Origin of the sequence: Legionella quateirensis (assembly GCF_001467955.1) — a bacterium.
Taxonomy (GTDB): Bacteria; Pseudomonadota; Gammaproteobacteria; order Legionellales; family Legionellaceae; genus Legionella; species Legionella quateirensis.
Genome location: NZ_LNYR01000049.1, coordinates 192,221 through 212,402, shown reverse-complemented (window position 1 = coordinate 212,402; position 20,182 = coordinate 192,221). Strand labels below are relative to the sequence as shown.

Genomic DNA, 20,182 nt, shown 5'->3' with positions numbered 1-20,182 from the left:
TTAAGAATATAGTTATATGTTTTTTCTCTTTTGGACGCACTATTCATGGACCCTCCGCCTTCGCGGAGGGTGACGGAGTGTGGAGGGTTACGGAGTGCGGAGGGTGACGGATGCTTCGTCACACTCTGCCGTTTCGTCATTCTCTTCCACTACGCCACCCTCCAACACCTCGTCACCCTCCGCGAAGGCGGAGGGTCCATTCTTTGGCTATATTCTTTTGCTCCCCAACCCCTTTATATAAGATTTACTGTTATTACGCCCCTTTTTGTTATTAGTTACAAAATACCCTTAAGAATATAGTTATATGTTTTTTCTCTTTTGGACGCACTATTCATGGACCCTCCGCCTTCGCGGAGGGTGACGGAGTGCGGTGGGAGTGCGGAGGGTGACGGAGTGTGGAGGGTGACGGAGTGTGGAGGGTGACGGAGTGTGGAGGGTGACGGAGTGCGGAGGGTGACGGAGTTCGGAGGGTGATGGAGTGCGGGGGATGACGTGGCGGTGGATGGGGAGGTGGTTGTGTTAGCTTAGGAAGATAACCCGTATTAAAAGTGAAATAATACGGGTAGATGATGAAACTATTTTAATTAAAAATGTTTTCGTAATATATCCAGTTCATTCTGCATTTTTTCAATTTTTTCTAACAGCTCAAGTGCCAGCGCTACGCCCGGTAGATTAATTTCCAAATCTCTGTGTAAACGGAATGCGGATTCAATGCGTCGAAGGGCTTTTTGATCCATCATGATGTTTTTGGGATCCGTTGGTTGATTTGGAAACAATCCATATTCTATCATCTCAATGAGCAAGTCTTCAGGAATATGGTATCGATGACATACTTCTACGAAGGTATAAGTAGTTGTTTCTTCAATAAGCATGCCGGTTAAAAGATTATTTTTACTCATGCTATGCTCCCATTTTCTCGCGTGGATTGAAAGGCATTACTTCCGCCATTTTTTTATACATCTCTTTTGCTGCTTCTGAGGTAGCTGGTGGAGTAATTATTTTTAAAAGTACGTATTGGTTGCCAGGGGTTGCTCCTGGTAATCCACGGTTCTTGATTCTTAGTTTTTGTCCACCTTGGGAGCCTGGGGGAATTTTTAAATCAATTTTTCCGCTCAATGTGGGTACTACTACTGTAGTGCCTAGAGCGGCTTCCCAGGGAGCAATGGGCAGAGTGAGATAAATGTCATTTTCCATTACATCAAAAAGTGAGTGTTTCATTACATCTATAGTTAAATACAGATCGCCTCTGGATCCGCCATTAATGCCTGCTCCGCCTTGGCCTGCCAGACGTATTTGCTGACCGGATTTTATTCCTGCTGGAATTTTAACATTTAAAGTCTGTAATTTGGTTTCCGAGCCTTGATCCACTGGAACCTGCACACTTTTTACCGCACCATTAAAGGCTTCTTCCAGACTGATTGTGATCTTACCTTGATAATTCTGTCCCGTCATTGGTTGATGTTGGTATCGAGAATGGCCAAATAAAGATTCAAAGAAATCACTATCAAATTGAACATCCTGGTATTGATGTTGCCTTCCCGTTCCAGCGTGTCCAGCGGACTGATATGCCTTTTGGTTGAATTCACGATTTTTAACGTACTGATCGTATTCAGCTCTTTTAATGGGATCTTTCAGGATTTCATAGGCTTCACCCATCTCTTTAAATTTTTCTTCAGCATCAGCTTCTTTACTGATGTCAGGGTGGTATTTACGAGCTAATTTTCGGTACGCTGTTTTGATGTCTTTATCAGAGGCATCAGGGCTTACACCCATAATTTTGTAATAGTCTTTATCCATATTATTGTTCTCTTTACTTACATTGTACGCAAGAGTTCTAATGCATGCATAGCCATCATTTTCTCTTCATTTGCCGGAATAATCAGGACAGAAAAAGGTCGCAGAACTTCGAGTCGAGCAAGGATATTCGTTCTAATTATTTCTGAATTTTCACCTATTCCACCAGTGAATACAATACCATCAACACCACCAAGGGAAATTGCCATCATTCCCATAAATTGAGCTGCTTTAAGACAAAAATAATCCAGCGCGAATTGAGCTTGTTTATCCTGACTTTCTTGTAATTCCCTGACGTTATTGGTTAATCCGGATAATCCAAGAAGACCTGAATCATTATAAAGTATTTGTTCAACTTCAGAAGGAGATAAACCTAATTCCCTGATCATGTAGGTAATTGCGCCAGGATCCAGGCTGCCGCATCGTGTGCCCATGGGTAGCCCATCCAGTGCGGTTAATCCCATAGTGGTATCAATACTGATACCGTTATGCATGGCACATAAGCTGGCACCATTACCCAAATGTGCTGTGATAATCCGACCCTGAGCCAAACCGGGATGTTTCTTTTTTAAGGTATGGGCTATCCATTCATAAGAAAGCCCATGAAATCCATACCGTCTGATCCCTTGTTTCCGGAGATATTGAGGCAGGGCATATACTGTAAATAAAGGACTGTGCTGAGCGTGAAACGCGGTATCAAAACAAGCGATTTGAGGTAATTGGGGAAATATATTATGGATAATTTCTATAGCGACCAGGTTATGTGGTTGATGCAGCGGCGCCAAAGGATTTAGTTTTTTTAATTGAAAGAATACATCGTCTGTAACCAAAACACTTTGAGAGAATTGAACACCACCATGCACCACTCGGTGCGCCACAGCACTGACTTTCCAATTGTTTTGGTGATTTATCCAGTCGAGTATTTCCTGAATTGATTGTATGTGATTAAAATCTATCGCAAGTGATTTAACTGTTTTTTGCTCGGATTGAGTTTCATTGCAAGCGGAAAATTGGGGTTCTGTACCCAAGTCGGATATTTTACCATGGGCCAGTGAAGTCAGTTCTGCCGTATTGGTAAATACTTGGAATTTTACGCTGGAAGATCCTGAGTTAAGGATTAATAAAACAGAATCCGTCATTTTATTTTTCCTGCTTTTCTGGCTGCGGAAATTTTCACCGCTACCGCGCAAGATAACAGCCGAGTCCTTAAGGAGTCAGCCCTGCTTGCTAAAATGATCGGGACGCGCGCTCCCAATACAATACCCGCGGCATCGGCGTGCCCCAGAAAGGACAGTTGTTTCGCAAGAATGTTTCCAGATTCAATTTCAGGTACCAGCAATATATCAGCATCACCCGCTACAGGGGATATTATCTCTTTTTCGATAGCCGCTTGTTTGTTTATCGCATTATCAAAAGCCAGGGGCCCATCTAAAATACCGTCACAAATTTGTCGTCGATCTGCCATTTTACAAAGAATAGCTGCATCTACAGTTGCTTGCATTTTAGGATTCACGGTTTCAACTGCAGCAAGTATGGCGACTTTGGGCTTATGTTCATCTCCAAACAAAATCCGCCAGAGATTGATGGCATTTTGACAAATATCCGCTTTATCTGCTGCATTAGGAGATATGTTGATTGCAGCGTCGGTAATCAGAAGTGGTTTATGATAGGTAGGAACATCCATCACATAAACATGGCTGATTCGATACTTGGTACGTAATCCGGATGATACAGGAACTATAGCGGACATTAATTCATCAGTATGCAGCGCTCCTTTCATTATTGCATCGACCTTACATGATGAAGCAAGCTCTACAGCTTTAACAGCCGCAGCATTACTGTGCTCTGTATTAATAATCTCCCATTGGGATATGTCGATGTGGGCTTCCTTTGCAGCGGATTTTATTTTTTTAATAGGGCCGATTAAAACAGGAGTGATCAACCCCGCTTTGACGGAATCATCGACTGCTTCCAATACATTGGCAGTTACCGGGTGAACTACAGCCGTCTTGATAGGAGGTAGATCGCGACAGGATTCTATGGTGGCGTTAAAATGATCGTGATTCAGGATTTCAACATGGGGCAAGGAGATACGAGGTACTCTCAACTTTTTAACAGGAGCAATCACTTTAGCTAGTCCTTCAACGCTAATTTCTCCTTTTTGATTGATGCCCGTACAGTCAAAATTGACAATTTTTGTTGCGTCATCCTTGTCTCGAACTACTACAGTCAGGGTTAATTCATCACCTATATGTACCGGGTTTTTAAATTTGATGTCCTGCTCCAGATAAATTGTTCCTGGCCCTGGTAATACTGTGCCCAATAACGTGGATATAAGTGCTCCAGCCCACATACCGTGTCCCACTACACCATGAAAAATATCACTTTGAGCGTAATTGGGATCCATGTGAGCGGGATTCACATCTCCGGACATCGCCGCAAATAAGTTGATGTCATTTTCTGTTAAAGTTCTCACTAATGTCGCTTTTCGTCCTAAAGTGAGTTCATCAAAGGTGACATTATCAAGAAATTCGTTATCCATTTTATCCTCTATCATTTCTGTAAGACATATTCTCCTGGAGCATCAGGGAGTTTTTTATCGAGTTTGGGAGGAGTCACGAGTTGAGGCGATGAATGTTGCATTAACCACTTATGCCATGCCATCCACCATGAGCCTGTTTCCGTTGCCGCTTCTTTTAACCAGGTTGTCGGATCAAGATAGGTTGAATCTTTTTTCCTTTCGCGAATCAGATAGGATCGGCCTTCATGCCCCGGCTCACTGACGATTCCAGCATTGTGACCGCCATTGGTCAAGACAAAGGTAATGTCGCTATTAATAAGCAGATGGGTTTTATACACAGATTTCCAAGGTGCCACATGATCTTTTTCTGTGCTGACGACAAAGGCGGGTAAATGAATGTTTTCAGCGACTATATGTTTCCCTTCAATTGAAAATCGTCCTTCAGCAAAATCATTGTTAAGAAATAATTGTTCCAGATATTCGCTGTGCATTTTATAAGGCATTCGGGTCGCATCCGCATTCCAGGCAAGCAGGGCTATCATTCCTCTTTGAGTACCATGCATGTAATCTTGAACCATTTTAGACCAAATCAAATCATAGGATCGTAGCATCTGAAAAGTTCCGGACATTTGTTTTGTATCCAGATAGCCTTGATCCCACATCATGCTCTTTAAGAACGATACTTCACTTTTAGTGATAAAAAGAAGCAATTCGCCTGCTTCAGTAAAATCTCCCTGAGCCGCGAGAAGTGTCAGGCTTTTTAGACGGGCATCATGATTTTTTGCCATGGCTGCGGCTGTAATCATTGCCAGAGTGCCACCCAGACAATATCCCATTAGATGAATCTTGCTATCGGTTCTGGTCTTTGATACCGCATCAATTGCCGCCATCGCACCCAGACGGTAGTAGTCTTCCAGTCCAAGATTTCTATCTTCTTTGGTTGGATTTCGCCATGAAACGATAAAAACAGTATGACCTTGTTGGGTGAGCCAGTTCACCAGAGAATTATCTGGAAGCAGATCAAGGATGTAATATTTCATGATCCAGGCAGGTAAAATAAGAATCGGTTCTTTATATACTTTCTCTGTCTGAGCCTCATACTGAATTAACTCAATCAGATGATTTTTAAACACTACCTTTCCTTTAGTGACAGCAACCTGTTTGCCAGGAATGAAGTTTTCAACCCCGGCTGGAGGAGAGCCTGTCAGTTTTTCTGTAAAATCCTGAATGGCCAGTTCGGTTCCACGAATCAGATTTTTTCCCTGAGTCCGAAATGTTTCCAGAAGTAAATCAGGATTGGTCAGTACAAAGTTAGATGGTGATAAAGCATCAAGAATTTGCCTCATGCGAAATGATACGGTGCGTTTAACGTGGGCCGGCAATCCAGGCACACTGGTGGTAGATTGTAAACTCCATTCTTCCAGTTGAAGAAATAGTTCTGCCCACAAGCGCCACGGATAATGACTCCAATTTTCTGTATGAAATCGAACGTCTTTCCCATTTTCCGGTTTATCTTGGGTGACAAGATTAGAGATCATATCCTGAGCATGAAGCAGGGGGAAGAGAGTCAGTTGGGTCATTGTTCCAGGGGATTGTAAGAGCTGGGCAATCCATGAAAAATGGGCTGTCATTAATGCAGCAGGACTGATTCCTGCGGTGAGTTTCCCTAATTTTGCCTGGTAGAGTTTATCAATGATGCTAAAAACTGAATCTGGCTCCTTGGACTCACCATGGGTATCCTGTTGTTGATTGGGATCTGATTTGGTGATTTTCTTCTCTTTTTTCATACACTACATCCTGTAGGGGCTGATTTATAAAAAGTAGTATAGCAGTATTCCATTATAACTACCTTACTGTAGAATTATTGACAAATGTGTTACTATTCCTTCAAATAAGTACAGGACTTACGAAAAAAACCAATCTCTTCGTTAAAAGAAATTTTTAATTCAGTCATTTAGTTTATCTAAACTCCTTCATTAAAAATTCCTTTTGCCTCGACCTTGGGGTTTTTCGTAAGTCCTGAAGTAAACTCATGAGTTGATGCGTTCTAACCAGAATAAGAGACTGTTATGCCATGGATTAAACCAGATAAACTTCAAACCAGAGGTGAAGAAATCGGAAATGCGACGACTCATGCCATGGGCGCATTACTGAGTCTTGCCGCTATTACTTTACTCATTGTTTTTTCTGCAACTCAAAATGACGGATTCAAATTGTTATCCGGGATTGTTTTTGGTTGCACCCTGATTTTGATGTATGTCAGTTCTACTATATACCACAGCATCACAAATCCCAGATTAAAACATTTTTTTCGTATCGTTGACCATGCATCCATATATTTACTGATTGCTGGCAGCTATACCCCATTCATGTTAGTCACTCTGAGGGGCCCCTGGGGCTGGACCATGTTTACTATTATATGGTCTCTTGCCGTTGCAGGTGTGATCTTTAAGCTTTTTTTTGTACATAGATTTGAACTCTTATCGACATTACTCTATTTATTGATGGGGTGGATGAGTCTGGTTGTTATCAAGCCAATTTATCAATTATTGCCCTCTGGTGGTTTGGCATGTATTGTTGCTGGTGGATTATGCTACACTGTCGGCGTTATTTTTTATGCATGGGAACGATTAAAGTACAGTCATGTGCTTTGGCATCTATTCGTTTTAGCCGGAAGTATTTTTCATTTCTTTGCAGTGTTGTGTTATGTGGTTATAGAATAAGTCTGGTTTGAGGGCTTATCGGGTTGTATATCAAGATGTTCAGGATGGACTGTACTTACTCTCTATTGGAGAATCTAATGCAAAAATATTTAGTAAATGGCGTTTTGGCAGGCTTGTTTCTTTTATTGACTGGATGTATGAATAATACGGGCAGCAGCACTATGTTCAGCCCTTATCAGTCCAGTATGACTTTGGCGCAATCAGTACAGGATGCATTAATGCGTAATCCCGATCCTCTGATAGCACAGGTTCATGTTGTGACCAATCAAAACACAGTTATCTTAAGTGGATATGTTAAGAAAATTCGCCAAAGCGATACCGCGGAGCAAATAGCACGTCAAGTTCCCGGGGTACAGACTGTAGAAAATAATATTATTGTGCGTCAATAAAACCGTTCCAGACTCAAGTTCATAAGGCCGCATTGGCCTTATGAACTTGATGTAACTTCTCAGTACTTCCGAACATGTCATCCCGAATGCAATGAGGGATCTTCTTGAAGTGGCTGGATGTCTGCGATTGGAGATCCTTCACTGTGTTCAGGATGACGACGAATGAACCGTCATCCCGAGTGAAACGAGGGATCTCCTGAATGTGGCTGGATCATGAGTTCGGTGCCACTTAGAAGGAGATTCTTTACTGCGTTCAGTATGACGAACCTTCAAGAGTTCCTGTGCAGGGATCTATTGATTCATTAAGCCTTTGTTTCTTCTTTGCTTTTCATACCGCAACAGCTGCATTTACAGCAACTGAATTTATTGTACAGCCAGGCAATAAGAAAACCCGTAATAAACGCATTAATAAATCCCAAGATACCACCAATGATGCTCCCTTTTATGGAAGGTTCATAGCCTAAATATAAAGTTGCTACTGCTTCAACGAAGGGTTTGCCATAGCTGTAATGATAAGCAGATAAGCCCAGGAATAACATGGATAATCCCCAAAGAACACCTATAGACAGGCCTAGTCCAACCGGGCTTAGTTTGCAACCGTTCATGACAATCTCCTTATAAAATTGATGTGTAATAGTCCAGGGTATTTAGAGTATTCATCTATCCAGCGATGACACTCCAATCATTCTTATATTGACATATAAATTAATTGTTCGGTACTATATTTTTTCTGTAGAAACAGGTGATTACAACTATTCTCGATTCCTCCCGAGTTGTGACGACAATCCTGTTTTCAGGACGAGGGATACTTTAATTTATTTTTTATTAAGGTGTCTCTATGTCTGATTTTAACCCCTATCTGAATAAACCTTCTGTCGCTATAGAACTATCCGATTTTCCAGGAGGTGTAGCTGCCTGGGGGGCTTTGCCTGCTGTGTTTGATAGCCATGATCAAGCCTTTGATCGAGGAGTTCATATTCATGCCCGATTAACTGAGATCGGAAAAAAAGTAATTGATAAATCGTTTTCTGAAATCGAAGTGATATGGCAGGGAAAAAGCATGCTGCTAACCGAAGATAGTGCCGTGAGTTATACCATGAGTTCTATTTTTGATTTTGCCATTGTCAGCATTGACTGTGATCATTGCGGAGCTGAATTGCTGGATAAAGGCTGGTCAGCTGTACGTCCATCAAGCGAACATTATTGCAGTCAATGTGGTGGGTTAACAGCTACAGCTCAACCTTGTGTTGCTAATCCAATTATTCGGTTTAAAGAATGGCTTGGAGACCTTCAGGTACAAAGACCTTCAATACGTCCCGCTAGAACAATAAGATTGGAGCGCGATCGATATCCGGGCGGATTTCAGATTTGGGGATCAAATCCATCAATTATCTGGACAGCCAAACGTCCTGAAGAAAGTGCCATACATGTTCATGCTTATTCCAGTGAAAACAAACGGGTGGTTGATAATACCTACAGTGAAGTGTGGGTAGATGACGTGCTTTTGGATATTGAAATGGTGCGCGTGCTGCAGATTCAAAGGGCGATTCCAGAGCTTCGCCATGATTTATTCAGCTTTAATTGCCCTCATTGTAATCATCCTCATTTTGATAAAGGACTTCACTCGGTACTTCCTCATCAACATCACCAATGCGAGTTTTGCCAGAATGTTTTTAGTACGCCTGAGAGCATCAGTAATCCTTGTATTGCCATTTTGGACAAATTAACAGCAACTAATTATGGAGTTTTAGAAAATGAATCAATTCAATTTGCCGACCATTTATAAAGCTGGAGCTTTAATATTTGACCCTTATAAACGCGTTTTAGCAGTTCATAAGCGTGGAAAACCAGCCAGGGAACTTATAGTTCCTGGAGGCAAAATTGAACGGGATGAAACGGATGAACAGACATTAACGCGTGAGTTGTATGAAGAGTTGAATGTAGAAGTTCTTTCTGTTTATCCTTATGGAGTATTTCAGGCTAAAGCGATTTATGAAGATGCTCTGTTAGTGATGCGTACTTATATTGTGAACATAAAGGGTATCCCAGTTCCTGGAAGTGAAATTGATCGACTGGTTTGGTTGGATGCCAATTATGGTGACAGTGGGTATGAATTCGCCTCCATTCTGGGGCAACAGATTATGCCGCGATTATTTGCAGAAGGATTACTGGGAAACTTGAAAGAGGCAATGGGTATTAGGATTGATTAATTCGTTATGCAATGTGCGTTTTCGGAGTCTACAATTAAATCATATTCATTAATTGTGATGAAATGATGAATCCTGTTATTGGTTGGTTCCTGGGTATATTCATGGCAATGAATTGTTATGCTGATTTATCAAGTTCAACGCTTCCAGAAAATGTAGTTAAGGTAACCAAGGAAAATAATTCAAACTGCATGGTGTATCTTACTTATAAAGGAGAGCTGTATTGCAGTCTTGTCGCATTACAAGACGATGCAGCATCCCCTGAAATAGTGACCTACGATAAACAGAATGTTCATTTCGATAACAGGGTATGGAAACCTGCCTGGGGACAAAAAACCAATGCTGTATGGACCGTGGAGTATATCCCCGCAGGAGATAATATTAATCAATGGAATGAGCTGGTTACATCACAGTTTTTGCCGGGCATGGAAGAAGTGACCCCCACTCAATTTAAAAATAAATTTGTAGACAGCTTGAATAAAACGGGTGTTACGTATTCGATTAATACGATTGATGATCAACCCAATCAACTGATTTTTGAGTTTAAGGTGACAGTACCTGAAAACCTGCAACAAGATGAAATTCAAAAGATTACCCGAGGTAAAGACGGCATCTATGTACTGCATTATGCCATTAAAAAAACAGATATGAGCAAAGCGAATCGACAGAAATGGATTGAGAATATAAAGAAAAGCTCTATTAAGGAGTAGGATGTAATGGCACGTTAATGAGTTAATATTCACAGGCCTTACGAAAAACGCCCAATCTCTTTGTTAAATGGAATTTTTAATTCAGTCAGGAGACGTCATCTCGAACGAAGTGAGAGATCTCCTGAAAGAGGCATGGTGCCTGCTTCTGGAGATCCTTCACTGCGTTCAGGATGACGTATAAAACAACCGTCATCCCGAGTGAAACGAGGGATCTCCTGAATGTGGCTGGAACACGAGTACAGTGCTACTTTGAAGGAGAGTACTGCGTTCTGGATGACGAAATTTCCGCGGTAATTGAGTAGTTACAAAAATTCCTTTTGCCTCGACTTTGGGTTTTTCGTAAGTACTGATTCAGTTCGTTGCAGATAGTTCTGACTTGAAAAGAAATACGAAAGGCGAGGCATTAATTTCCGGATAGGTTCTGCACAGAATAAATATCATAAAAAACTGTTCCTACTGATCTTATCTGCTTTATAATCAACTCATTATAAAAAAGGAATTATTATGAAATTGACCTTTATGGGTGCCACAGGTACGGTGACAGGTTCCAAATATCTAATGGAATTAAATGATAAAAAAATTCTGGTGGATTGCGGATTGTTTCAAGGGTTAAAAGAACTGAGGTTACGAAACTGGGCTCCTTTTCCAGTATCGCCCAAATCGATTGATGCCGTTGTATTAACCCATGCCCATATAGATCACTGCGGCTATATTCCTTTACTGGTAAAGCAGGGCTTTAAGGGAAGAATTTATGCGACCAAGGCTACAAAAGAGCTTTGTTCCATTCTTTTGCCTGATAGTGGTTTTTTACAAGAAGAAGATGCGCGAAGAGCAAATAAATACGGGTACAGTAAACATAATCCAGCAGTACCCTTGTATACTCAAGAGGATGCCTATAATTCCTTAAAGCATTTTGAGGAAGTCGAGTACGATACTCCTTATCCCATGCCAGGTGATTTTGAAATAAGCTGGCATCGCGCTGGTCATATTCTTGGATCGGCATTCCTACAATTTCAATACAACCAAAAGAAAGTATTGTTCAGTGGGGATATCGGCAGATTAAATGATCCGATCATGCGACCTTCAGAACTCATGAAGAATGCGGATTATTTGATTCTTGAGTCCACATACGGAGATAGACTGCATGATAAATCGGATCCGCTTAAGGTTATCGCCGATATTATTAATACCACATACAATCGAGGCGGTACTGTATTAATACCCGCTTTTGCAGTGGGACGTTCCCAATCGATTCTCTACTATATTTATCTCTTAAAACACAATAAATTAATTCCGGATATCCCGGTATATCTGGATAGTCCTATGGCCATTGACGCGACTGAGCTGCTGTTGAAAAACAGCAATGAACACAAGCTTAGCCCTGAGTTATGCCGTGCTGTGTGTCATGTGGCGAGTTACGTCCAGACTTCTGAGGAATCCATGGCGATTGACCGTGATCACCAACCTAAAATCATTATTTCCGCCAGTGGAATGATGACTGGCGGCAGAGTGCTTCATCATTTGAAAGTGTATGTGACTAATCCTCTAAACACTATTTTGATGACCGGATTCCAGGCATCAGGTACCCGGGGTGATAGAATGTTAAGACATGAGCCTACAGTCAAAATTCATGGCGATCAATATCCCGTTAATGCCCAATTGGAAGTATTAACCAATGCTTCGGCACATGCAGATTATGAGGAGATTCTGACCTGGTTAAGCCATTTCGAAAAAGCGCCTAAAAAAGTGTTTATCACTCATGGTGAACCCTCGGCTTCCCTGGCATTGAAAGAGCATATTGAAAACACATTGAAATGGACTTGTGAGCTGCCAACTTATTTGCAAAAGGTGGAGCTCAGTTAACGCTAGGGATAATATATGCGTCGCAAGATTGCCTGGTCTCGAATAAAAGACTCTACCTCTACTGAGTGGAGTCTTGATAATGAGGATGTGCTAAGACGCCGAAATCAATATGGACTTAACGATATTGCTGGCATAAAGGTAAATGTCTGGTATGAATTAATCATCAATACCATGACTGATCCCATGATTTGGTTTTTGTTAATTACCAGTATGTTGTTTGCCAGTTTGAACAATTATCGTGAAGCCATCATTCTGGGTTTAGCCATCATTCCATTGATTGGTATGGATGCATTTTTACATTGGCGCACGCAATCATCGACTCAAAGCCTGATTGGGCAATTGGCGACATCAGTGAGCGTGATTCGTTCCGGAAAAGTAATTCACATACCCTCTATTGAATTGGTACCAGGCGATTTGGTTCTCATTCAGTCTGGGGAGCCAATTCCTGCAGATGGATTAATTCTTGCTGCAGATAATATTCAAATAGAGGAATCCTCATTAACTGGTGAATCAATTCCAGTGACTAAAAACACTGGATTATCTCTGCAAGTAACGTATAAGGATAGTCCTGTTGACTCCAGTTATTGGGGTTTTGCGGGAACTAAAATTCTGACAGGGCACGGTCTTTTAAGAGTGGTTTTTACAGGTAAGGAAACGCTTTATGGACAAATCGTTCATTCTGCTTTAGCGACTGCGAAAGAGAAAACTCCATTACAGGCTGCACTCAGTAAACTGGTTTTTAATCTAATATTTGTTGCTGGTTTTTTGTGTGTTTTATTAGCCGTGGTTCGTATTGTTCAGGGATTTGGAGTAATTGATGCAATCCTAAGTGCGGCTACACTCGCAGTAGCAGCATTACCTGATGAGTTTCCTATAGTACTTACTTTTTACCTTGGTGTCGGTGTATATCGATTAGCACGGAAAAAAGCATTGGTACGACGTGCGGTCTCCGTTGAAAATTTAGGCCGTATTACCGTGATTTGTTCCGATAAAACCGGAACAATTACAGAGGGACATTTTAAAGTAGCCGAGTATTTTCCCACCGCGATTACAGATGCCAAAACACTGTTGTATTTAGCTGCCATTGCTTCTCGTAAAGACAGTTATGATCTTCTCGATATAGCCATCATGGATGAAGTAGATAAGGCTCAACTTTATGTTGAACCAAGATTAAAGACTTATCCCTTCACCGAGGACAGAAAAAGGGAAACGTCGGTTATAGCAAAAGATTCTAAGTGGTTGATCGTTACCAAAGGTGCACCTGAAACAATTATGGCGCTATCCACTTTGAATTTTGAGGAAAAAGCAGCATGGAAGGAGAAAATAAAGGAACTCGCGGCACTCCGCTTTAAAGTGATAGCCTGTGCCAAAATCGAGATGGCTGAGGATTCCGATTTAAGTGAACCCACACAGTATTATGAATGGATGGGGCTGCTCGCATTTTCAGATCCGGTACGTCCGGGAGTCATTGAGGCAATCGCGGAATGTCAGGCGTCACATATTCATGTATTGATGATAACCGGGGATCATCCCTCGACTGCTCAAGCCATTGCCCGGCAGATAGGCTTAGGCGCTGGTAACCCGACTGTTATTCGTGCTGAAGAGTTGAATGACTATATTGGAGAGAGAGCCAATAAAAATTTACTTGATATTGATGTAATCGCCAGAGCGATTCCTATTCAAAAACTGGATGTAGTCAAGGCTTTGCAGAGTCAGGGCGAATTGGTTGCGGTGACTGGTGATGGAGTCAATGATGTGCCTGCACTTAAAGCCGGAAATATAGGGATTGCCATGGGGGAGAGGGGATCTCAAAGTGCTCGTGAGGTTTCGGATATAGTATTGTTGGATGATAATTTTGACAGTATTGTGAATGCCATTTCTGAAGGGCGGCAATTATTTAAAAACATCAGGCACGCTTTTAATTATTTATTAATGCTCCACTTTCCATTTATACTATCAGCAGCTTTGATTCCTTTGATGGGCTATCCATTACCTTTTTATCCCATTCATGTTGTTCTTTTAGAGTTGATTATCCATCCAACTGCTTTGCTGGTATTTCAGGACATACCTGAAGATAACGAACTTGGACCTATAGAGCGCAATAAAAATTATAATTTCTTTAGTCCTCGCGATTGGCAAAAAATAATAGTCACTGGAGTAGTTACGACGATTATTATCACCATGAGCTTTATATTATCTTTGAAGCTGGGATATACAGACAATTATGCCAGAGCATTAATTCTGGCAATGCTCAGCTCAATCAGTATTGGGATAACCATCGCTTTAAATGGTCTGAGCATTAGAGGAAAACGAATAATAATTTATATTATTGCTTTATTTACTGTCCTATTGATTCAGCTGCCAGTTGCTGCGGCATTTCTGGATCTAGTACCTCTTAATTTTTTAAGTTGGCTTTTGATTCTAATGACGGGGTTAATAACCTGGATTATGGTGAGAGTGAGTTGATGACGCACTGCAGTCATCAACACGGTTTGGTACAAGGCGCATTTGTCTTTAGTGCCGCAGCACGTTTTAATTTATGCATCCGGTATTTTATAGACATCTTACCTGATTAAAGTCGGGTTGAATGATTCAATAGTTCCTTCCTGGGCCATTTTTCTTAGCTCAGAAACATGGCTTGATCGAAAAAAGCCCGATAGTCCTAATTGGGATGATAATGAACCACTGTCTTGCTTTAAACTGTTCTCTATCATTGTTTTAAAATCTGTATAAGAGATGTAGGGGGTATTTGATTTATCAATTTCTTTTAGAACTTTGGCAATGCTGTGCGGGAGGGTATAGCCTCTGTACAAGGTTCCACCAGAAGTAACTTTGCTTTGCCAGAATAGCATTTGCTTATGCTCATAAAAATTTAGATTTAATTTATTGAGCAGTCTATTGATGCTTCTTGGGTCATTGGATGGTTTTAACGTTGTGACAGGAATCTCTGCTCGTCGTGAGGGATTTGGGACGGCTTTCTTAGGTTGAAGTGCTGAAAATTGGCTCAAATCACCACTTTGTTCCCAATCGGATTGAGCTCCATTTCGTTTAAAAATTCCAGCAAGTGCCTGTCCATTTTGGTATAAAGCTGCTTTAGTGGCCAATGCAGGATTAGCGTTATTGTATATCCAGTCAAGTTGTGACATGGACACGAATGCTTGATTGGTTATCGGGGCATTATATATTATATCTCTAAACTTGTTTAAATGATCTGATTTTTTCCATTCAGTATGGGTCTTATCTCTAAAAATACCGATAATAACGGTGCCTTTTGAAATGTATGCAGCTCGATTCTGGCCCTGGCTACAAACCCAGTATCCAGAGTGTTGAGAAGTGGGGAATTGAGCTTGACTTATTTGAGGGGCTGCATGAGTAACAGAGAGTTGATTTTGTTGCGGTTCCAGAATGTCATGGGATAATTGATGACGATGAGATTTTTGTAATGCAGAATATGCTCCTCGTGGATCAGCGATCGTGAGTGAGTAGCCATGTTCCGCAAGCAATCGATTGCCTTCTTCCAGAATTAATATACCTAACATATTCAAACCAGAGCCGTCAGGACCAGATGCCCAATTGTAGTCATGGCGACTGACTTCTATAGGTAAAATTCCTTCACCGGCCAATTGCATTACCATGTGTTTCAGGTTGGGGTTTGCATCCAATTTAAGACGAAGAACAGTCCTCATAAATTCGAGGGTGTAAGGTTCCTGTGTGAGTGGATTACTGCCACCTGCAGGATTATATTTTACATGAAAATGTGCATCACAGAGGCGATCAAAATCTTTTTTAGTCTCTCCAAAATGCCATGGATAATTTTGTGTTAACTCATCAACAATATTTTTGTAATCTTCAGGTAAAAAACTATTCTTTCCTGAAAAATTGTGAATTGACCAAAGAGCGGTGGTTAATAGTTGTTGTCTTGCATCGTTAGCGCTCAGTTTGCTTTTTAAATGCAGTATTTTTTGAGCGTGATAGGCTTGTTCTGATGAGTTCCAAATAAAAATCAAAACCTCGTCATTGATTCGAACGGTTTGAGGTACACGGAATTTACCCAGAGGAGTTGTGTTGATTAAGGGACCATAGAAATAATCAAAATGTTTGAAAAGAGCAATTTTTTGGTTGTTGATTAGTACGTGTGGTAAAGGCATGTAATTCTCAGAGTTGAATTGATAGTGCTTATCATAATCTAACAAGCTCTAAATGTAAACATAGTTGTCATTAATTGAACTACTAATGACATTGAAGGCTAGACTTTAATTAAACCTACACACTGGATATTTTACAAAATTGATATGTTTCACAGCCTCTTACGGTCGCGGCTCGGTTCTTATGCATTATTGATATTCAATTAATTGCAAACGCGGTGAGTAATGTTCATGTTGGCTTGACAATTTTTAAGTTCACTCTCTAGAATGATGTGGGCAAAAATTTTTATTTTGTCTGGCTTAAAATAATTTTAACTTAATATATAAAGGGAACTTTAATGAACAAATTACAATTAACTGGTGCTGCTTTGGCAGTAGGTGCTGCTTCTATGTTTGCTTTAGCTCCTGCTTTTGCGGTAGAAACTACGACAGCACCTATGGTTCAATGCCAAGGCGGCAACGCATGTAAAGGTCAAAGCGCTTGCAAAACCGCTGACAACGCATGCAAAGGTCAAAACGCGTGCAAAGGAAAAGGCGTTGTTCAAATGACTAAAGAAGATTGTGATAAAGCTGGTGGTACTGTAGCTCAATAAGCCAGGTATCGCAGCAGGAATTACTCCAGGCATGTCACGCATGCCTGGTTTTATACGTTATATAGGGAATATATGGAATTATCAGAACGTGTCAACATTCCCAAAATGCCTTTCCTGGGGTTTGGTTTAGGATTGCGTCCCAATTATTATGAAGAAATAGTATCACGTAAACCTGATTTGGACTGGTTCGAAATATTAAGTGAAAATTATTTGGTTCCAGGTGGTAAGCCTTTGTATTACCTTGATAAAATACGTCAAGATTATTCTATAGTCATGCATGGCGTATCGCTGTCTTTGGGTAGCAGTGACGCACTTGATATGGACTATATGCATGAATTGAAAAATCTGGCAAACCGTATTGAACCTGTCTGGATTTCGGATCATTTGTGTTGGACTGGAGTCGATAGCCTAAATGTACATGATTTGCTTCCTGTTCCTTATACGAATGAAGCAATAAATCATATTGTTTCTCGAATTCAGCAAATACAAGAGTTTTTGGGACGTCCACTATTAATAGAAAACGTCTCCAGTTATCTCACTTTCAAGCAATCTGAAATGACCGAATGGGCATTTTTATCTGAGATAGTTAAGAAATCGGGTTGTTATATTTTATTGGACGTGAACAATATTTATGTCAGTTCAGTGAATCACCAATTTAACCCTCTGGATTATATCCATTCTGTTCCTGCAGACCGTGTCGCGCAAATTCATTTAGCAGGTCATTCCAATCATGGAGATTATATCATTGATACACATGATGCTCCGGTTATTCAACCAGTTTGGGATTTGTATGCTGATACGATTCAAAGATTAGGGCCGGTTTCTACAATGATTGAACGGGATGACAATATGCCTCCTTTTGATGAGCTGTTACATGAACTTAATCATGCCAGGCTTATCGTTGAACAGGTGTTAGTAGAGGAGGTTCTGGTATGACTGAGCTTCTTAATTTACAGAGTCAGTTTCAAAAATTTTTGTTAACAGGTCATCCTGATATCAAACATTCTATCGAGCAAACGGAACGAGTTTTAATGGATACTCGTCTTGGAATTTATCGTGATGCTTATAAATTGAGATTGATTGAGAGTTTAACAACGAGTTATCCCGCATTACATGCTTATTTAGGTACCGAGGAATTTAATAAACTCTGCAGCAGTTATATCGATGCTCATCCTTCAACCTATCGCTCCATCAGATGGTATGGTGATGCTTTAGCCGATTACGTACAACATTACTATGATAAACCCTATGCTTATCTGGCTGAACTTGCAGATTTTGAATGGAAAATGACTCTGGCGTTTGACGCAGCTGATGATCAGGTTTTAATGATTCAGGACATGGGTAATGTCCCCGCTGAATCCTGGGCAGGGTTGCAGTTTATGCTTCATCCATCAGTACAACGATTGAATTATTTTTGGAATGCGATTCCTGTTTGGCACACTCTAATCAACGATCAGGATTTGCCGGAATGGAATAAAAGTGCTAATGCAGTTTCATGGGTGGTTTGGCGAACACAGGACTATCTGATTCAATATTACAGTTTATCTGAAGAGGAGGCCTGGGCTTTGGACGCGGTGCGCCAGGGTTTATCATTCGGAGAACTTTGTGAAGGATTGTGTCAATGGATTGCAGTAGATGAAGTGGGGATGAGAGCGGCTTCTTTTTTAAAAAGCTGGATTCAAAACGGAATTCTGTCACGTTTATTAATTTCTGATTAGGTTCTGTTCGCGAACTTCAGGTAGTTCAAGGTGTGGGTTGTGTTTTTGCGAAAACATCTTTGACAGGGTACACTCACATATCATTCTCCTTCAAATTAAAAAGCAATTTAAAACATAAGGATATGTCATGCTGAAGTCTAGAGAAGTTCATTCTATTGAAGATGCAAAACGCATTGTTGAAGAAAGACAACTGACTCATGTCAAAGTAGGGATATTTGATATTGATGGAGTAATGCTTGGAAAATATATGAGTCGTGAAAAGTTTTTTTCCGCTCTGGAACATGGTTTTGCTTTTTGTGATGTCATTTTAGGTTGGGACTCAAAAGACAAACTGTATGATAACGTACAATACACTGGATGGCATACGGGTTATCCTGATGCGCATGTCCGTATTATCCCTTCCACCTGCCGCGATATTGTCTTCGAAGACAATCAATTGTTGTTTATGGCTGAGTTTGACCAACACGCCGAATCAATTTGCCCTCGCGCTGTATTAAGACGTGTGATTAAAAAGGCTGAAGACATGGGCTTTGATGCTTATGCAGCCCTTGAATATGAATTTTTTGTCTTTGATGAAACTCCCGAAAGTGTTCGTGCCAAAGGCTATCGAAATTTAAAACCGATTACTCCGGATAATTTTGGTTATTCAATTATTCGCAATACGGTTCATGCCGAGTTTTATCATCAAATACTCGATATGGCGCAACGAATGGATTTTTCAATTGAGGGACTGCATACAGAAACGGGCCCCGGAGTTCTGGAAGCGGCTATAGCTGTAGATTTGGCTGAAGCAGCAGGAGATAAGGCTGCGTTGTTTAAAACCTTTATGAAAATTCTTGCCCAACGCAATAATAAAATGGCAACTTTTATGGCCAAGTGGTCTCCAAATTACCCAGGGCAGAGTGGTCATATTCATCTGTCTTTAAGAAATAGGGATGGGGGTAAATCTGCTTTTTATGATTCGGGAACTACTCATAACATGAGTAAAATTCAACGTCATTTTCTCGCTGGCCAACAAAAATTAATGCCCGAATTATTGGCTATGTTTTCACCCACTGTGAACAGTTATTCGCGATTAATACCAGGCTATTGGGCACCTACCGATGCAACCTGGGGAGTAGAGAACAGAACTACAGCCTTACGAGTCATTCCTGGAAGCGATAAATCCCAACGCATTGAATATCGATTAGGTTCTGCAGATGCCAACCCTTACCTGGCTCTGGCTGCTGCCATTGGTTCAGGATTGTATGGCATAGAGCAGGAATGGGAACCAGAACCAGAAATAAAGGGGAATTCTTATGAACAGACCCATAATCAAGAATTGGCTTTACCTCGAACTTTATGGGAAGCAGCCCAAAATCTGCGATTTTCAAATGCGGCAGGCCAGTTATTTGGAAGGGAATTTGTTGAGCATTTTGCAGCAACCAGGGAATGGGAAGAACGTGAATTCAGGAAACATATAACGGATTGGGAATTAGACCGCTATTTTGAAATTATTTAACCGAATTCAGGTTTCATT

18 protein-coding genes are annotated in these 20,182 nt (G+C 40.8%); 11 read left to right on the top strand and 7 right to left on the bottom strand.

Going from position 1 to position 20,182, the window contains the following annotated elements; translation table 11 throughout:
* Window positions 1-584: 584 nt before the first annotated feature.
* From Lqua_RS17535 to Lqua_RS17515, 5 genes are read right to left on the bottom strand one after another with little or no spacing between them, the layout of a single operon-like run.
* A complete protein-coding gene (locus Lqua_RS17535) occupies window positions 585-899 on the bottom strand; it encodes a chaperone modulator CbpM (RefSeq protein WP_058475579.1) in 315 nt (104 codons plus the stop codon).
* A 1-nt stretch (window position 900) separates the two neighbouring features.
* Window positions 901-1,797 carry a DnaJ C-terminal domain-containing protein gene (locus Lqua_RS17530; protein ID WP_058475578.1) on the bottom strand — a complete coding sequence of 299 codons (897 nt, stop codon included), beginning with the start codon at window positions 1,795-1,797 and terminating at the stop codon, window positions 901-903.
* A 17-nt stretch (window positions 1,798-1,814) separates the two neighbouring features.
* Window positions 1,815-2,933: an acetate/propionate family kinase gene (locus Lqua_RS17525; protein ID WP_058475577.1), complete on the bottom strand. Its 1,119-nt coding sequence runs from the start codon at window positions 2,931-2,933 to the stop codon at window positions 1,815-1,817.
* Entirely contained in the window at window positions 2,930-4,336 is a 1,407-nt protein-coding gene (locus tag Lqua_RS17520; RefSeq protein WP_058475613.1) for a bifunctional enoyl-CoA hydratase/phosphate acetyltransferase, read from the bottom strand. The genes Lqua_RS17525 and Lqua_RS17520 overlap by 4 nt, the downstream gene beginning before the upstream one ends.
* A gap of 11 nt (window positions 4,337-4,347) precedes the next feature.
* Complete coding sequence (locus tag Lqua_RS17515; RefSeq protein WP_083501386.1) at window positions 4,348-6,102, bottom strand: PHA/PHB synthase family protein; 1,755 nt, start codon at window positions 6,100-6,102, stop codon at window positions 4,348-4,350.
* Between the two features lie 282 nt (window positions 6,103-6,384).
* Here Lqua_RS17515 and trhA point away from each other — a divergent pair, with 282 nt between their 5' ends.
* Together trhA and Lqua_RS17505 are read left to right on the top strand one after the other, a co-directional pair.
* Entirely contained in the window at window positions 6,385-7,038 is a 654-nt protein-coding gene (gene trhA / locus Lqua_RS17510; RefSeq protein ID WP_058475576.1) for a PAQR family membrane homeostasis protein TrhA, read from the top strand.
* 77 nt (window positions 7,039-7,115) lie between these two features.
* Window positions 7,116-7,427 carry a BON domain-containing protein gene (locus tag Lqua_RS17505; RefSeq protein WP_058475575.1) on the top strand — a complete coding sequence of 104 codons (312 nt, stop codon included), beginning with the start codon at window positions 7,116-7,118 and terminating at the stop codon, window positions 7,425-7,427.
* A gap of 302 nt (window positions 7,428-7,729) precedes the next feature.
* Here the strand turns inward: Lqua_RS17505 and Lqua_RS17500 are convergent, their stop codons facing one another.
* Window positions 7,730-8,032 (bottom strand): bacteriophage holin, encoded by a 303-nt coding sequence (locus Lqua_RS17500; protein ID WP_058475574.1) that lies wholly within the window; start codon window positions 8,030-8,032, stop codon window positions 7,730-7,732.
* A 233-nt stretch (window positions 8,033-8,265) separates the two neighbouring features.
* Between Lqua_RS17500 and Lqua_RS17495 the strand changes: the two genes are divergently transcribed.
* The 5 genes from Lqua_RS17495 to Lqua_RS17475 all read left to right on the top strand — a co-directional run bounded on the left by Lqua_RS17495 (window position 8,266) and on the right by Lqua_RS17475 (window position 14,673).
* A complete protein-coding gene (locus tag Lqua_RS17495; RefSeq protein ID WP_058475573.1) occupies window positions 8,266-9,213 on the top strand; it encodes a hypothetical protein in 948 nt (315 codons plus the stop codon).
* The gene (locus Lqua_RS17490; protein ID WP_065240208.1) at window positions 9,182-9,637 is read left to right on the top strand and encodes an NUDIX hydrolase; all 456 of its coding nucleotides are present in this window, start codon (window positions 9,182-9,184) and stop codon (window positions 9,635-9,637) included. Before Lqua_RS17495 ends, Lqua_RS17490 begins: the two co-directional genes overlap by 32 nt.
* Window positions 9,638-9,699: 62 nt before the next feature.
* Window positions 9,700-10,344 (top strand): hypothetical protein, encoded by a 645-nt coding sequence (locus tag Lqua_RS17485; RefSeq protein ID WP_238585609.1) that lies wholly within the window; start codon window positions 9,700-9,702, stop codon window positions 10,342-10,344.
* A gap of 504 nt (window positions 10,345-10,848) precedes the next feature.
* Complete coding sequence (locus tag Lqua_RS17480) at window positions 10,849-12,207, top strand: MBL fold metallo-hydrolase RNA specificity domain-containing protein (protein WP_058475572.1); 1,359 nt, start codon at window positions 10,849-10,851, stop codon at window positions 12,205-12,207.
* A gap of 15 nt (window positions 12,208-12,222) precedes the next feature.
* Window positions 12,223-14,673, top strand: a complete 2,451-nt coding sequence (locus Lqua_RS17475; protein WP_058475571.1) for a cation-translocating P-type ATPase — start codon at window positions 12,223-12,225, stop codon at window positions 14,671-14,673.
* Between the two features lie 98 nt (window positions 14,674-14,771).
* Here Lqua_RS17475 and Lqua_RS17470 read toward each other — a convergent pair whose 3' ends face one another.
* On the bottom strand, window positions 14,772-16,355 hold the full coding sequence (locus Lqua_RS17470; protein WP_058475570.1) for a hypothetical protein: 1,584 nt from the start codon (window positions 16,353-16,355) through the stop codon (window positions 14,772-14,774).
* 335 nt (window positions 16,356-16,690) lie between these two features.
* Here Lqua_RS17470 and bufA2 point away from each other — a divergent pair, with 335 nt between their 5' ends.
* The 4 genes from bufA2 to Lqua_RS17450 all read left to right on the top strand — a co-directional run bounded on the left by bufA2 (window position 16,691) and on the right by Lqua_RS17450 (window position 20,164).
* Complete coding sequence (gene bufA2, locus Lqua_RS17465; RefSeq protein ID WP_058475569.1) at window positions 16,691-16,945, top strand: BufA2 family periplasmic bufferin-type metallophore; 255 nt, start codon at window positions 16,691-16,693, stop codon at window positions 16,943-16,945.
* Between the two features lie 72 nt (window positions 16,946-17,017).
* Window positions 17,018-17,881: an MNIO family bufferin maturase gene (gene bufB / locus Lqua_RS17460; RefSeq protein WP_058475568.1), complete on the top strand. Its 864-nt coding sequence runs from the start codon at window positions 17,018-17,020 to the stop codon at window positions 17,879-17,881.
* Window positions 17,878-18,663: an HvfC/BufC N-terminal domain-containing protein gene (locus Lqua_RS17455; protein WP_058475567.1), complete on the top strand. Its 786-nt coding sequence runs from the start codon at window positions 17,878-17,880 to the stop codon at window positions 18,661-18,663. The genes bufB and Lqua_RS17455 overlap by 4 nt, the downstream gene beginning before the upstream one ends.
* Before the next feature lie 127 nt (window positions 18,664-18,790).
* A complete protein-coding gene (locus Lqua_RS17450) occupies window positions 18,791-20,164 on the top strand; it encodes a glutamine synthetase family protein (RefSeq protein ID WP_058475566.1) in 1,374 nt (457 codons plus the stop codon).
* Window positions 20,165-20,182 lie beyond the last annotated feature (18 nt).